The sequence below is a fragment of the Pseudomonas sp. NC02 genome, assembly GCF_002874965.1.
Classification (GTDB): domain Bacteria; phylum Pseudomonadota; class Gammaproteobacteria; order Pseudomonadales; family Pseudomonadaceae; genus Aquipseudomonas.
This window is the reverse complement of sequence record NZ_CP025624.1, coordinates 4,832,983-4,848,698: the sequence shown is the minus strand read 5'-3', so window position 1 is coordinate 4,848,698 and position 15,716 is coordinate 4,832,983. Positions and strand designations below refer to the sequence as shown.

Genomic DNA, 15,716 nt, shown 5'->3' with positions numbered 1-15,716 from the left:
CGATTTCAGGCAGGAACCCCATGATGGACGCCTTCGAACTTCCCCGCACCCTGGTTCAGTCCCTTCAACGCCGCGCCGCGCAAACCCCGGATCGACTGGCGTTGCGCTTCCTTGCCGAGACGGCCGAACAGAGCGTTGTCCTCAGTTACCGCGACCTCGACCTGCGCGCCCGCACCATTGCCGCCGCCTTGCAGGCCGACGCCGGGCTGGGCGATCGTGCGGTGCTGCTGTTCCCCAGCGGGCCGGATTACGTCGCGGCGTTCTTTGGTTGCCTGTACGCCGGGGTCATCGCGGTGCCGGCCTATCCGCCGGAGTCCGCCCGCCGCCATCATCAGGAGCGGCTGCTGTCGATCATTGCAGACGCCGAGCCGCGGTTGCTGCTGACCACGTCCAGCCTCGGTGATTCGCTGGCGCAACTCGAAGGCGCGCCGCAGTTGCTGTGCGTTGACAGTCTCCATGTTGAAATCGCGGGCAATTGGATCGCGCCCAACTTGCAGGACGATGACATCGCCTTCCTGCAATACACCTCCGGCTCCACTGCGTTGCCCAAGGGCGTGCAAGTGACCCACGGCAACCTGGTGGCCAACGAATTGCTGATCCGTCGCGGCTTCGGCATCGACCTGAACCCCGACGACGTGATCGTCAGCTGGTTGCCGCTGTACCACGACATGGGCCTGATCGGCGGGCTGCTGCAGCCGATCTTCAGCGGTGTGCCGTGCGTATTGATGTCGCCGGCGTACTTCCTTGGCCGGCCATTGCGCTGGCTCGAAGCGATCAGCGAATACGGCGGCACCATCAGCGGCGGGCCGGACTTCGCCTATCGCTTGTGCAGCGAGCGAGTCAGCGAATCGGCATTGGATCGCCTGGACCTGAGCAAATGGCGCGTGGCGTATTCCGGCTCCGAGCCGATCCGCCTCGACACCCTCGAACGCTTCGCCGAGAAGTTCGCCGCCTGCGGTTTTACCCCGAACAATTTCTTCGCCTCCTACGGCTTGGCGGAGGCCACCTTGTTCGTTGCCGGCGGCACCCGTGGCCACGGCATCCCGGCCCTGCGCCTGGACGAACAGGCTCTGGCCGCCAATCGCGCCGAGCCCGGTCAGGGCGCGGCGATCATGAGTTGCGGCACCAGCCAGCCCGAGCACGCGGTGCTGATTGCCGACCCCGCCACCCTGGCGACGCTCCCCGACAATGCCGTCGGTGAAATCTGGGCCACCGGCCCGAGCATCGCCCACGGCTACTGGCGCAACCCTGAAGCCACCGCCAAGACTTTCGTTCAGCACGAAGGCCGTACCTGGCTGCGGACCGGCGACCTCGGGTTTATCCGCGAAGGTGAAGTGTTCATCACCGGCCGGCTGAAAGACCTGCTGATCGTGCGGGGCCACAACCTGTATCCCCAGGACATCGAGCAAGCCATCGAGCGCGAAGTGGAAGTGGTGCGCAAGGGCCGGGTCGCCGCGTTCGCGGTGAATGACCAGGGCCTGGAAGGCATTGGCATCGCCGCCGAAATCAGCCGCAGCGTGCAGAAAATCCTGCCGCCGGAAGCACTGATCAAGGCGATTCGCCAGGCGGTGGCCGAAGCCTGCCAGGAAGCGCCGAGCGTGGTGGTGCTGCTCAACCCCGGTGGCTTGCCGAAAACGTCCAGCGGCAAGGTGCAGCGCTCGGCCTGCCGCACACGCCTGGCGGACGGCAGCCTCGACAGTTATGCGCAGTTCCCCGGCGTGCAGGCGCAGGCGGGTGATGCGGTGCTGGCGTCCGAGCTGCAAAGCCGGATTGCCGCGATCTGGTGCGAGCAATTGCAGGTGACGCAGGTCGCCGCCGACGATCACTTCTTCCTGCTGGGGGGCAACTCCATCAGCGCCACCCAGGTCGTCGCCCGGCTGCGGGAAACCCTCGGCCTGGAACTGAACCTGCGCCTGTTGTTCGAAGCGCCCACCCTGGCCGCCTTCGCCACCAGCGTCGGGCAATTGCAGCAGGACGGCGGCGTGGCCCAAGGCGCAATCCATGGGTTGTCGCGCCAGGAAGACCTGCCGCAATCCCTCGCGCAAAACCGACTGTGGATCACCTGGCAACTCGACCCGCACAGCAGCGCCTACACCATTCCCGGCGCCTTGCGGTTGCGCGGCGAGTTGGATGAAGACGCGGTGCGCTCAAGCTTCCAGCAATTGATCCAGCGCCACGAAGCCCTGCGCACGCGCTTCTTCGAGCGCGATGGCCAAGCCTTACAGCGGGTCGACGCCAAGGCTGATTTCGACCTGCAAGTCATCGACCTCAGCGATTTGCCTGCCGCCGAGCGGGAAGCCCGCGCCAAGCAGATTCGTGAAGACGAAGCCCGCACCCAGTTCGACCTGGAGAAAGGCCCGCTGCTGTGGGTAACGCTGGTACGCCTGGATGACGAAGACCACCAACTGCTGGTGACGATGCACCACATCATCGCGGACGGCTGGTCGCTGAACGTGTTGATCGACGAATTCTCGCGACTGTACGCCGCTGCGTGCCAGGGCCAACCCCTGGAGCTGCCTGCGCTGGCCCTGCAATACGCCGACTACGGAAGTTGGCAGCGCCAGTGGCTGGCCGAAGGCGAGGGCCAGCGACAACTGGCTTACTGGAAACAACAACTGGGCGACGAGCACCCAACCCTGAGCCTGGCCACCGATCACCCGCGTTCGGCGCAGCACCTGCGCAGTGCCTCGCGTCACAGTGTGCGTGTGAGCGCGAGCCTCGGCGAAGCCATTCGCAAGACTGCCCAAAGCCACGAATCCACGCCGTTCATGCTGTTGCTCGCGGCGTTCCAGAGCCTGCTCTATCGCTACAGCGGCCAGCGCGATATCCGCATCGGCGTGCCCAACGCCAACCGTCCGCGCCAGGAAACCCAAGGCCTGATCGGGTTCTTTATCAACACCCTCGTACTGCGCGCCGAACTGGATGCGCGCCTGCCCTTCGCCGAGTTGCTGACGGCAACCCGCACCGCAGCGCTGGGCGCCCAGGCCCATCAGGACCTGCCTTTCGAACAACTGCTGGAAGCCTTCCCCCAAGCTCGGGAACAAGGCCTGTTCCAGGTGATGTTCAACCACCAGCAACGTGACATCGGCGCCTTGCGCCGCTTGCCGGGCCTGCTTGCCGACGAGCTGGCATGGCACAGCCGCGAAGCCAAGTTCGACCTGCAACTGCACACGGAAGAAGACCGCAACGGCCGCTTGAGCCTGTCCTTCGACTACGCCGATGAACTGTTCGACGCCGCCACCATCGAACGCCTGGCCGGGCACTTCATCAACCTGCTGCAAGCCATTTGCGAGCAACCACAACAGGCCATCGGCGATCTGAAGCTGTTGCACGTCGACGAGCAGCGCCAACAACAGCAGTGGAGCGCTGCGCCGTGCACACCGGCGCAGCGCTGGCTGCCGGAACAACTTAACCAACAGGTCTCGGAACGCACCGCACTGGTGTGGCAGGACGGCAGTCTGACCTTCGCGCAATTGCACACCCAGGCCAACCGCCTGGCCCATTACCTGCGGGACAAGGGCGTCGGCCCGGACGTGTGCGTGGCCATCGCCGCCGAGCGTTCGCCGCAACTGCTGATCGGCCTGCTGGCAATCATCAAGGCCGGCGGCGCCTATGTGCCGCTGGACCCGGATTATCCCGCCGAACGCCTGGGCTACATGCTCAAGGACAGCGGCGTGCAACTGCTGCTGACCCAGACTCCACTGCTGGAACAACTGCCCACGGCGCAAGGCGTGTGCGTCATCGCCATGGACAGCCTCAAGCTCGACAGTTGGCCGACCCACGCGCCGGGTTTGCACCTCAATGGCGACAACCTCGCCTACGTGATCTACACCTCCGGCTCCACCGGCCAGCCCAAGGGCGTGGGCAACACTCATGCCGCGCTGGCCGAGCGCTTGCAGTGGATGCAAGCCACCTACCAATTGGATGAAACCGATGTGCTGATGCAAAAGGCGCCCATCAGTTTCGACGTGTCGGTGTGGGAGTGTTTCTGGCCGCTGATCACCGGTTGCCGCCTGGTGCTGGCCGGCCCCGGCGAGCATCGCGATCCCCATCGCATCGCGCAGTTGGTGCAGGAACACGGCGTGACCACCCTGCACTTTGTGCCGCCGCTGTTGCAGCTGTTTGTCGACGAACCGTTGGCTGCCGAATGCACCAGCCTGCGTCGCCTGTTCTCCGGCGGTGAAGCGCTGCCTGCCGAGTTGCGCAACCGGGTGCTGGCGCAGTTGCCGGCGGTGCAGTTGCACAATCGGTATGGCCCCACCGAAACCGCGATCAACGTGACGCACTGGCATTGCCAGGCCGAGGACGGCGAGCGTTCGCCGATTGGCCGGCCGCTGGGCAATGTGATTTGCCGGGTGCTGGATGATCAGTTCGAGCCGCTGCCGGCGGGTGTGCCGGGTGAGTTGTGCATCGGTGGCATCGGCCTGGCCCGGGGTTACCTCGGGCGTGCGGGGCTGACCGCCGAACGCTTTGTCGCCGACCCGTTGGGTGAGGCGGGCGCACGCCTGTATCGCACCGGTGACCGCGTGCGCTGGAGCACCGACGGTGTGCTGGAATACCTCGGGCGCCTGGATCAGCAGGTCAAACTGCGTGGCTTCCGTGTCGAGCCTGAAGAAATCGAAGCCCGCCTGCTGGCTCTCGACGGCATCGCCCAAGCGGTGGTGCTGGTGCGGGAAACCGCAGCCGGTGCGCAGTTGATCGGTTACTACACCGCCAGCGAACCGTTGGATGAACAGGACGTAAAAACCGCCCTGGCCGCCGAGCTGCCGGAGTACATGGTCCCGGCGCAGTTGATGCGCCTGGACGCGATGCCCCTGAGCCCAAGCGGCAAACTGGATCGCCGCGCCTTGCCGGAACCGGTGTGGCAGGTACGTGAGCACGTCGAACCTGAAACAGCGCTGGAACAGCAAATCGCCGCGATCTGGCGTGAAGTCCTGGCGCTGCCACGCATCGGCCTGCGGGACGACTTCTTCGCCCTTGGCGGCCATTCGTTGCTGGCCACGCAAATCATCTCCCGCACCCGCCAGGCCTGTGACGTCGAACTGCCGTTGCGCACGCTGTTCGACGCCAGCGAGCTGGGGGCTTTCGCCGAGCAGGTCCGGCTGATCCAGGCCGCCGGGCAACGTAACCAACAGCTGGCCATCGGCAAGGTCGACCGCAGCCAACCGGTGCCACTGTCCTATTCCCAGCAGCGCATGTGGTTCCTCTGGCAGATGGAGCCCGACAGCCCGGCGTATAACGTCGGCGGCATGGCGCGCTTTCGCGGGGTGCTGGACGTGGGCCGTTTCGAGGCGGCGTTGCAGGCCTTGATCATGCGCCATGAAACCCTGCGCACCACGTTCCCGAGCATCAATGGCGTGGCGCAACAGAAGGTTGCGGCGCAAACCGGCGTGCGCATGGATTGGCAGGATTTCTCGGCGTTCAGTGAGGCCGAGCGGCAACGGCGTGTGCAGCAACTGGCCGATCATGAAGCCCACACGCCGTTCAATCTGGAAACCGGTCCACTGCTGCGCGCCTGCCTGGTCAAGGCCGGCGAGCAGGAACATTACCTGGTGCTGACCCTGCACCATATCGTCACCGAAGGCTGGGCCATGGACATCTTTGCCCGTGAACTCAGCGCGCTGTATGAAGCGTTCATCGACGACCGCGAATCGCCACTGGCGCCACTGCCGGTGCAGTACCTCGACTACAGCGTGTGGCAGCGCCAGTGGCTGGAGTCCGGCGAACGCCAGCGCCAACTGGATTACTGGACCGCGCAACTGGGCACCGAACATCCGCTGCTGGAACTGCCGGCCGACCGTCCGCGGCCGCCGGTGCAAAGTCACCAGGGCGAGCTGTACCGTTTTGATTTGAGCGACGACCTCGCCGCCCGCGTGCGTGCCTTCAACGCCGAACGCGGCCTGACCCTGTTCATGACCATGACCGCCACCCTCGCGGTATTGCTCTACCGCTACAGCGGCCAGACTGACCTGCGCATCGGTGCGCCGGTGGCCAACCGGATTCGCCCGGAAAGCGAAGGGCTGATTGGCGCATTTCTCAACACCCAGGTGCTGCGTTGCCAGCTCAACGGGCAGATGAGTGTCGGCGAACTGTTTGACCAGGTTCGCCACACCGTGATCGAAGGCCAGTCCCATCAGGACCTGCCGTTCGACCATCTGGTGGAGGCCCTGCAACCAACCCGCAGCGCGGCGTACAACCCGCTGTTCCAGGTGATGTGCAACGTGCAGCGCTGGGAATTCCAGCAAAGCCGCACCCTGGCCGGGATGACCGTCGAATACCTGGCCAACGATGCCCGCGCCACCAAGTTCGACCTCAACCTGGAGGTCACCGACCTCGATCATCGCCTGGGTTGCTGCCTGACCTACAGCACCGACCTGTTCGACGAGCCGCGTATTGCGCGCATGGCGGCGCATTGGCAAAACCTGCTGGAAGCCTTGCTCGGCGATCCGCGACAGCGCCTGAGTGAGTTGCCGTTGCTGGAGGCTGGCGAACAGCGCGCCCTGCAAGACAGCCTTGGCATTGAGGCTGGCGAGCATCGCCTCGACCAGTGCATCCATCACCTGTTCAGCGAGCAGGCCCTGGCCCGTGCCGATGCACCGGCGTTGACCTTTGCCGGGCAGACCCTGAGCTACAGCGAACTCGACAGCCGTGCCAATCGCCTGGCCTGGATGCTCCGCGAGCGCGGCGTGGGCCCGCAGGTGCGGGTCGGCCTGGCGTTGTCGCGTTCGCTGGAAATGGTCGTCGGCCTGCTGGCAATCCTCAAGGCCGGCGGCGCCTATGTGCCGCTGGACCCGGAATACCCGCTGGACCGCCTGCACTACATGATCGAAGACAGTGGCATCGGCCTGTTGCTCAGCGATGCCGCGATGTTCGACGCATTGGGCGAACTGCCTGAGAGTGTCGGCCGCTGGTGCCTGGAAGATGACCTGCTGACCCTGGCGGACTACCCGGCAAGCGAGTTGCCTTTCATCAGCCTGCCGCAACATCAGGCCTACTTGATCTACACCTCCGGTTCCACCGGCAAGCCCAAGGGCGTGGTGGTGTCCCACGGTGAAATCGCCATGCATTGCCAGGCGGTGATCGAACGCTTCGGCATGCGCCCGGATGACTGCGAGCTGCACTTCTATTCCATCAACTTTGACGCTGCCACCGAGCGTCTGCTGGTGCCGTTGCTCAGTGGTGCCCAGGTTGTGTTGCGGGCCCAGGGCCAGTGGGACGCGGAAGAAATCTGCGGGCTGATTCGTCGGCACCGCATCAATATCCTGGGCTTCACCCCAAGCTATGGCAGCCAGTTGGCGCAATGGCTGGCCACGCAAGACCAGACCCTGGCGGTGCGCATGTGCATCACCGGCGGTGAGGCCCTGACCGGCGAACACTTGCAGCGCATTCGTGCGGCATTCAAGCCGGCGCTGTTTTTCAACGCCTATGGCCCGACTGAAACCGTGGTGATGCCGTTGGCCAGCCTGGCCCCGGAAGCCCTGGAAGAGGGCGCCGGCAGCGTGCCGATCGGCAGCATCATCGGCGCGCGTGTGGCCTACATTCTGGATGCGGATCTGGCGCTGGTGCCGCAAGGCGCGACGGGTGAGTTGTACGTCGGCGGTGCCGGCCTGGCCCAGGGGTATCACCAGCGTCCGGGGATGACGGCGGAGCGGTTTGTCGCGGATCCGTTTGCCACGAACGGCGGTCGCCTGTATCGCACCGGCGACCTGGTGCGCCAGCGTGCCGATGGCCTGGTGGAATACCTCGGTCGTATCGACCATCAAGTGAAGATTCGCGGGTTCCGCATCGAGCTGGGGGAAATTGAAACCCGCCTGCTGGAACACCAGGCGGTGCGTGAAGCAGTGGTGTTGGCGCTGGACTCACCGAGCGGCAAACAGTTGGTGGCCTATCTGGTCAGCGACCAGGAGCAGGGCGCGCTGCGTGAATCCCTCAAGGCGCATCTGAAAGCGCAGCTGCCGGACTACATGGTGCCCGCGCACCTGATCGTCCTCGACAGCATGCCGCTGACCGCCAACGGCAAACTCGACCGCCGCGCCTTGCCGCAGCCGGACCCCGAGGCGAATCGTCAACAGTACGTGGCGCCGCGCAACGAGCTGGAGCAAACCCTGGCGGCCATCTGGTGCGCGGTACTGAACGTGCAACAGGTAGGCCTTGACGACAACTTCTTCGAGTTGGGCGGCGACTCGATCCTGTCGATCCAGGTGGTCAGCCGGGCCCGGCAGGCGGGGATTCATTTCAGCCCGCGTGATTTGTTCCAGCACCAGACCGTGCAAACCCTGGCCGCCGTGGCGACCCGCAGCGAGCAGGTCAGCGCCGAACAAGGCGTGTTGACCGGCGCGTCCGGGCTGACGCCGATCCAGCACTGGTTCTTCGACACCGACATCCCGGAGCGCCAACACTGGAACCAGGCATTGCTGCTGGAGCCGGTTCAGGCCCTGGAACCTCATCGCCTGGAGCAAGCGTTGCTGGCGGTGCTGGAACATCACGACGCCCTGCGCCTGAGCTTCACCCAGCGCGACGCCCAATGGCACGCCGAACACTTGGCGGTGCCGGAAGGCGGCCTGCTGTTGCAAGCCCAGGTGGCGGACATGGAACAGTGCAGCGCGCTGTTCACCGACACCCAGCGCAGCCTCAACCTCGCCCATGGCCCGTTGTTGCGCGCGTTACTGGTGGACGGCCCGCAAGGCCAGCGCCGGCTGCTGATCGCGATCCATCACCTGGTGGTGGACGGCGTTTCCTGGCGGGTATTGCTGGAAGATTTGCAGACCGTGTATCGCCAGTTGAGCGACGGCCAGCCGGTCAACCTGCCGGCCAAGACCAGCGCCTTGCGCGACTGGGCGGCGCGGTTGCAGGCGTATGCCGGCAGCGAATCCCTGCGTGAGGAGCTGCACGTGTGGCAGCAACAGTTGGCCGGCCCTGCCGTTGAGTTGCCGGTGGATCGCCCACAGGGTTCGCTGCGCAATCGCGACGCCGATACCGTCAGCGTGCGCCTGGATGCCGAGCGCACCCGCCAGTTGTTGCAGCAGGCGCCAAGTGCCTACCGCACCCAGGTCAACGATTTGCTGCTGACCGCCCTGGCCCGTGTGCTGTGCCGTTGGAGTGGCCATGAATCCGCATTGATCCAGCTGGAAGGCCACGGCCGCGAACCGCTATTCGACGAGATCGACCTGACCCGCAGCGTCGGCTGGTTCACCAGCGCCTACCCGCTGCGCCTGACCCCGCTGCATATCGAAGAGGCCGCCGGGCAGGGCGCCTCGATCAAGGCGATCAAGGAGCAACTGCGCGGCGTGCCCCACAAAGGGTTGGGTTATGGCGTGCTGCGCTACCTGGCCGACGACCTGTGCCGCCAGACCATGGCCGCGTTGCCGACCGCCAGTATCACCTTCAACTACCTCGGCCAGTTCGACCAGAGCTTTGGCGCCGACGCACTGTTCCACCCGCTGGACGAGTCCGCCGGGATCGCCCACGACCCGGACGCGCCGTTGCCCAACGCGCTGAGTGTCGACAGCCAGGTGTACGGCGGTGAGCTGGTGCTGCGCTGGACCTTCAGCCGCGAGCGTCACCACAGCCAGACCATCGCTGAACTGGCGGACGCTTACCTGGCGGAACTGCAAAGCCTGATCGAACATTGCCTCAAGGCAGACGCGGGCGGCCTTACGCCGTCGGACTTCCCGCTGGCGCACCTGACCCAGGGGCAACTCGATGCGCTGCCGGTGCCGGCCAATGCCATCGAAGACGTGTACCCGCTGACCCCGATGCAGGAAGGCTTGCTGCTGCACACCCTGCTGGAACCGGGCACCGGCCTCTACTACATGCAGGACCGCTACCGCATCAACAGCGCCCTGGACCCCGAGCGTTTCGCCCAGGCCTGGCAGGCGGTGATCGCCCGTCATGAAGCCTTGCGCGCCTCGTTCTGCTGGAACGTCGGCGAAGACATGTTGCAGGTTATCCACAAGCCCGGCAGCACGCCGATCGAGTACCTCGACTGGAGCCCGGAGCCGGAAAGCGAGCAGGAACCGCGCCTGCAAGCGTTGCTGAAAAACGAGCGTGAAGCCGGTTTCGATCTACTTAACCAGGCGCCCTTCCACCTGCGGCTGATCCGCGTGGGCGAAGCCCGCTACTGGTTCATGATGAGCAACCATCACATCCTGATCGATGCCTGGTGCCGCTCGCTGCTGATGAACGATTTCTTCGACATCTACATGGCCCTCGGCGAAGGTCGCGAAGCGCAACTGGCGACGCCACCGCGTTACCGCGATTACATCGCCTGGCTGCAACGCCAGAACCTCGCCGAGGCGCGCCAGTGGTGGCAGCAGAACCTGCAAGGGTTCGAACGCACCACACCGATTCCGAGCGACCGGCCGTTCCTGCGCGAGCATGCCGGCCACAGCGGCGGCATGGTGGTAGGCGACTGCTACACCCGCCTGGATGTGCGCGACGGCGCGCAATTGCGCGAGCTGGCCCAGGCTCATCAATTGACGGTGAACACCTTCGCCCAGGCGGCATGGGCCCTGGTGCTGCGGCGCTTGAGTGGCGATCGCGACGTGCTGTTCGGCGTCACCGTGGCAGGGCGCCCGGTAGAAATGCCCGAGATGCAGCGCACTGTCGGGCTGTTTATCAACAGTATCGCCTTGCGGGTCAAGCTGCCGGAGGACGATCAGCAGTGCAGCGTGCGCCAATGGTTGAGCGGCCTGCTCGACAGCAATATGCAACTGCGCGAGTACGAGTACCTGCCGCTGGTGACCATCCAGGAGCACAGCGAACTGCCGAAAGGCCAGCCGCTGTTCGACAGCCTGTTCGTGTTCGAGAACGCCCCGGTGGAAGTCTCGGTACTGGACCGTGCGCAAAGCCTGAATGCCACCTCGGATTCCGGTCGCACCCACACCAACTTCCCGCTGACGGCCGTGTGCTACCCGGGCGATGACCTGGGCTTGCACCTGTCCTACGACCAGCGTTATTTCGATGAAACCACCGTGCAAGGCATGCTCGCTGAATTCAAGCGGCTGCTGCTGGCGCTGGTGCAGGGCTTCCATGGCGACATGGCCGACTTGCCGCTGATTGGCGAGCAGGAGCGTGAGTTCCTGGTGGACGGCTGCAACCAGAGCGAGCATGAATATCCGCTGGAGCGCAGTTACATCGAGCTGTTCGAAGCCCAGGTGGCACAGCATCCACAGCGGATTGCCGCCAGTTGCCTGGATCAGCAATGGACCTACTCTGAGCTGAACCGGCGCAGTAACCGCCTGGGCCATGCGCTGATTGCCGCGGGTGTCGGGCTGGACCAACCGGTGGCGTTGCTGGCTGAACGTAATCTGGATTTGCTGGGCATGATCATCGGCAGCTTCAAGGCTGGCGCGGGTTACTTGCCGCTGGATCCGGGGCTGCCGACCCAGCGCTTGAGCCGGATCATCGACCTCAGTCGTACGCCGTTGCTGGTGTGCACCGAGGCTTGTCGGGAACAGGCGGATCTGTTGCTGGAAGAGTTTGCCTGTGGCTCGCGACCGAGGCTGCTGGTGTGGGAGGAGCTGGTGGGTTCAGAGCAGAACCCGGGCATCTACAGCGCGCCGGATAACCTGGCCTACGTGATCTACACCTCGGGCTCCACTGGCCTGCCCAAGGGCGTGATGGTCGAACAGCGCGGCATGCTCAATAACCAGTTGAGCAAAGTGCCGTATCTGCAACTGACTGAGCACGATGTGATCGCCCAGACCGCCTCGCAAAGTTTCGATATCTCGGTGTGGCAGTTCCTCGCGGCGCCGCTGTTCGGGGCGCGGGTGGACATTGTGCCGAATACCATTGCCCATGATCCGCAAGGCTTGCTCGCTCACGTCCAGGCCCAGGGCATTACCGTGCTGGAAAGCGTGCCGTCACTGATCCAGGGCATGCTCGCCCAGGAGCGCATGAGCCTGGATGGCTTGCGCTGGATGCTGCCGACGGGTGAAGCGATGCCGCCGGAACTGGCGCACCAGTGGTTGCTGCGTTATCCGCAGATTGGCCTGGTCAACGCGTATGGCCCGGCGGAATGTTCGGACGACGTGGCGTTCTTCCGCGTCGACCTGGCGTCGACCCGTGGCACTTATCTGCCGATTGGTACGCCGACCGACAACAACCGGTTGTACCTGCTGGATGGCGCGCTGGAATTGGTGCCCCAAGGCGCGGTTGGCGAGTTGTGCGTGGCCGGGACGGGCGTGGGTCGTGGTTATGTCAGCGATCCGCTGCGCACGGCGCAAGCGTTTGTGCCGAATCCATTGGGTGCGGACCGGTTGTATCGAACAGGGGATTTGGCCCGCCGTCGCAGCGACGGTGTGTTGGAGTACGTCGGGCGCATCGACCATCAGGTGAAGATTCGCGGTTACCGGATCGAGCTGGGTGAAATCGAAGCGCGCCTGCATGAGCAGCCTGAAGTGCGGGATGCGGCGGTGGGCGTGCAGGAGGGCGTCAACGGCAAGCATCTGGTGGGCTACCTGGTGGCGGCGGATGCGCAGCTCAACCCGGGTGAGCGCCTCGATCGCATCAAGCAACGCCTGCGGGCCGAGCTGCCGGAATACATGGTGCCGTTGCATTGGTTGTGGCTCGACCGGTTGCCGCTGAACGCCAACGGCAAGCTGGACCGCAAGGCCTTGCCGGCACTGGAGATCGGCCAGTTGCACAGCCAGGAATATCTGGCGCCGCGCAATGAGCTGGAGCAGACGCTGGCCGGGATCTGGGCCGAGGTGCTCAAGGTCGAGCGCGTCGGCGTGCAGGACAACTTCTTCGAACTGGGCGGGCATTCGTTGCTGGCCACGCAGATAGCTTCACGGGTGCAGAAGACGCTGCAGCGGGATGTGCCGTTGCGGGCGATGTTCGAGTGCAGCACGGTGGAGGCGTTGGCGGGGTATATCGACGGGCTGGCGGCGAATGAGATCAGCGCCGAGAAGGTGGATCGGTTGAGTGATTTGATGGCGGAGCTGGAGGGTTTTTAACTCGGATCGCAACGCGCCACTCGTCGGGTGGCGCGGTTGTTAAGGTTCGAACTGTGAATTCTGACAGTAGGCAAGGGGGGCATTTCGGCGTGTGATGGGCAACACCATCACTCGTTGAAATGGAGTTCTATCATGCCCAAGTCATCACCGTTGACCCTTGATCTGCCCAAGCCACAGTTGATCGAGGCCGAGGGAGAGCCCCGGGTTGACCCGCTCCAGTTGCTGGAGGGGGCTACTGTCCGGGTGTTCTACGAAGGGATGCTCAGCACCGACAGTATTGCGTTGCGCTGGGAGTCGACACCGGGGGAATACGCGCCGATTGCCTCCCAGGATGGCGTCGAAGCGGGCTCGGTCGAGTTCCACGTACCCCCGTATTACGTAGGGCTGCGCATTGATAACTTCGCGCTGTTTTCCTATGTCGTTACCCGCGATGGCGAGGAACATCCTTCCCCCGTTGCCGACGTGTTCATCAAGTTGCCGTCCAATTTGCCGCAACTGCAGATCTTTCAAGCCTCAGGCGGTGTTCTGGACCTGTCCTTGTTGTGCGGTGAAGACCCGGTTCTGCATGTCGACGCCTGGCCGTTCATCGACCCGGTTCAAGTGGCTCAGGTCTATATCGGGGGGATTTACCCTGATGGGTCCAAGGCCAGTCTCTACCCTTATGAAGATGCACCGGTAACAGATGAGGACGTGCGCCACGGCTGGACCCGAAAGTTGTCCCGTGCCGAGCTGGCCACGCTCAAGCATGACAGTGAGCTTTATATTGCGTTCTACGTTGAGTTTTTGCCGCGTGCGGGTTCCAGGCCGGTGTATCGGCTGATTTCTGGTTTGGTGTTGACGTTGCTCATCGAGCCTCATTTGGATCTCGTAGCGCCCACGGTGGTGGAAGCCACGCAAATCACACCTGAAAATCTCGTATTGAATCCGGTCAATACCCGGGACGGTGCGACCATCCGGGTCAGCTATGAGCATATGTGCCCTTGCGACTGGGTTTGCGCCTTCTGGGAAGGGACTGCCGGGGCAGGCACTCCGGTAATCGAGTGCAAGCAGGCCGACAATCGGGACGTTGTTGATTTTAATGTGCCGGCGTCAGCCATCAGCGCCAATTTCAATAAGCAGGTGTCGGTCCGCTACACCGTCCGACGGGAAGGGCAAACCTGGTCGGCGCTGCCGCGACCGGTAAAAATCCTGAATATCTCCGGCCTGCCCAAGCCGCAGGTGGAACAGGCCACGGGCAGTACGCTGGACCTCAATACGTTCCAGGGGGACGCGCAACTGACGGTGGCGGCCTATGCCTACGGCGCCTTGGGGCAGCCCTGCTGGATGTGGGTAACCGGTGAGCGGGAAGATGGCGCGCCTTATCGCTTCGATGTGCTGGACGGCGAGCCGCTCTCCGAGCAATGGCAGCAGGAGGGCGTCAGTACGCTGCTGTCCCGCCGCGATCTGCAAAAGCTGGCCGATTGCAGCCGCTTTGACGTGCATTTTGCGGTGAACTTCGATGGCCGGTCCGACAGGGCCAGCGCCGAGCCGTTTCCTGTGCTGCACCTGGATATTCATCAGGAAGACCTGGTCCTGAAACCCTTGACCATTCGGGAGGCCGTGGGCTCGCAGTTGACGGTATGGAATGGCCGTGATGGCGTGACGGCACGGGTGGAATATGACCACATCAGTGCTCATGACGAGATCAGCGTGTGTTGGACACAATCGGACGGTAGTTGCCTGCCGTTGCCACCCAAGCCGGGTAACACTGATCCGAAGTACGTTGACTTCACCATTCCCCGCGAGGCTGTAATCGCTGGAAGCGGCAAAACAGTGCCCGTCAGTTACAGCGTCGCGAGCGCATGCAAGCACGTCACGTCAGCTGACCTGGAGCTACAGATCAGTGTCCCGCAGCGCTTGCCTGCGCCAGAGGTGCCGCAGGCCACTCAATTGCCCGGTGGCCAGGGGACACTGGACTTGCGCACCTTTACCGGGGATGCCGAGATTACGCTGCAAGCCTGGTGGTTCATCCTGGCGGGGCAAAAGGGCTGGCTGGAATGTACGGGAACCTTGCTCGACGGGTCGTCCCATACCCTCAAGCTGCTGGTCAATGAGCCGATCACGCAAGAGCAGGCAAACCATGGGTTGTCGCACGTTCTGCCTCGTGAGGAACTGGAAAAGTTTCGCCACAGGTCCGTATTGAACATCGTGTTCAAGGTTACGGCGGACGGCAGCTCCCATGTGAGCGAAGCAATTGTGTTCCCTGTGCTGATGTTGCTGTTGCGCAAGCAGTACAGAGACCTGACGGATTTCAACGATCAGACCTTGGGTTTATGGACCGTAGGGTCAGGCGCACCCGATGCCAGGGATATCAGCATTGAATATATGGGGACGGGACCTGACGGCAAGCCGGATTACGCAGTCAGGAATTTCACATTTACCAATAACAGTTTCGGCCCGATCCTGCAGCGGCGCTTCTTGGATTTGGAGAGCGGTTTTACTTACCGGTTTTCCGTACGGGTTCGACGGTACAGCGTTGCGTTCGCGACGCCCAAGTTATCGTTGCGCAAAGACTCCATTCAACAAACACCGGTGGAAGAGTTGGTTGACCTGAACTGGCACACACTGAGCTTCACCTTTACGCCAACCATCGCTCCCGTGCTGCTGGAAATCTATAGCCATGAAGGCGCTACGAGCGGCAACGATTGGTACATGGATGATTTCCTGGTCGAGGGGATTTAATCCGCGCTGAAAAGACAATGCCCGCTTCGATGCGGG

At 63.6% G+C, this 15,716-nt stretch carries 2 protein-coding genes; both read left to right on the top strand.

Going from position 1 to position 15,716, the window contains the following annotated elements:
* Positions 1–20: 20 nt before the first annotated feature.
* Complete coding sequence (locus C0058_RS22505) at positions 21–12,959, top strand: non-ribosomal peptide synthetase (protein ID WP_102369609.1); 12,939 nt, start codon at positions 21–23, stop codon at positions 12,957–12,959.
* 132 nt (positions 12,960–13,091) lie between these two features.
* Complete coding sequence (locus C0058_RS22500; RefSeq protein ID WP_102369608.1) at positions 13,092–15,680, top strand: hypothetical protein; 2,589 nt, start codon at positions 13,092–13,094, stop codon at positions 15,678–15,680.
* The last annotated feature ends 36 nt before the right edge of the window (positions 15,681–15,716 follow it).

Excerpts from the sequence above, each read along its gene's own strand:
- C0058_RS22505 (WP_102369609.1), top strand. The coding sequence starts at position 21 with ATGATGGACGCCTTCGAACTTCCCCGCACCCTGGTTCAGTCCCTTCAA.
- C0058_RS22500 (WP_102369608.1), top strand. The coding sequence starts at position 13,092 with ATGCCCAAGTCATCACCGTTGACCCTTGATCTGCCCAAGCCACAGTTG.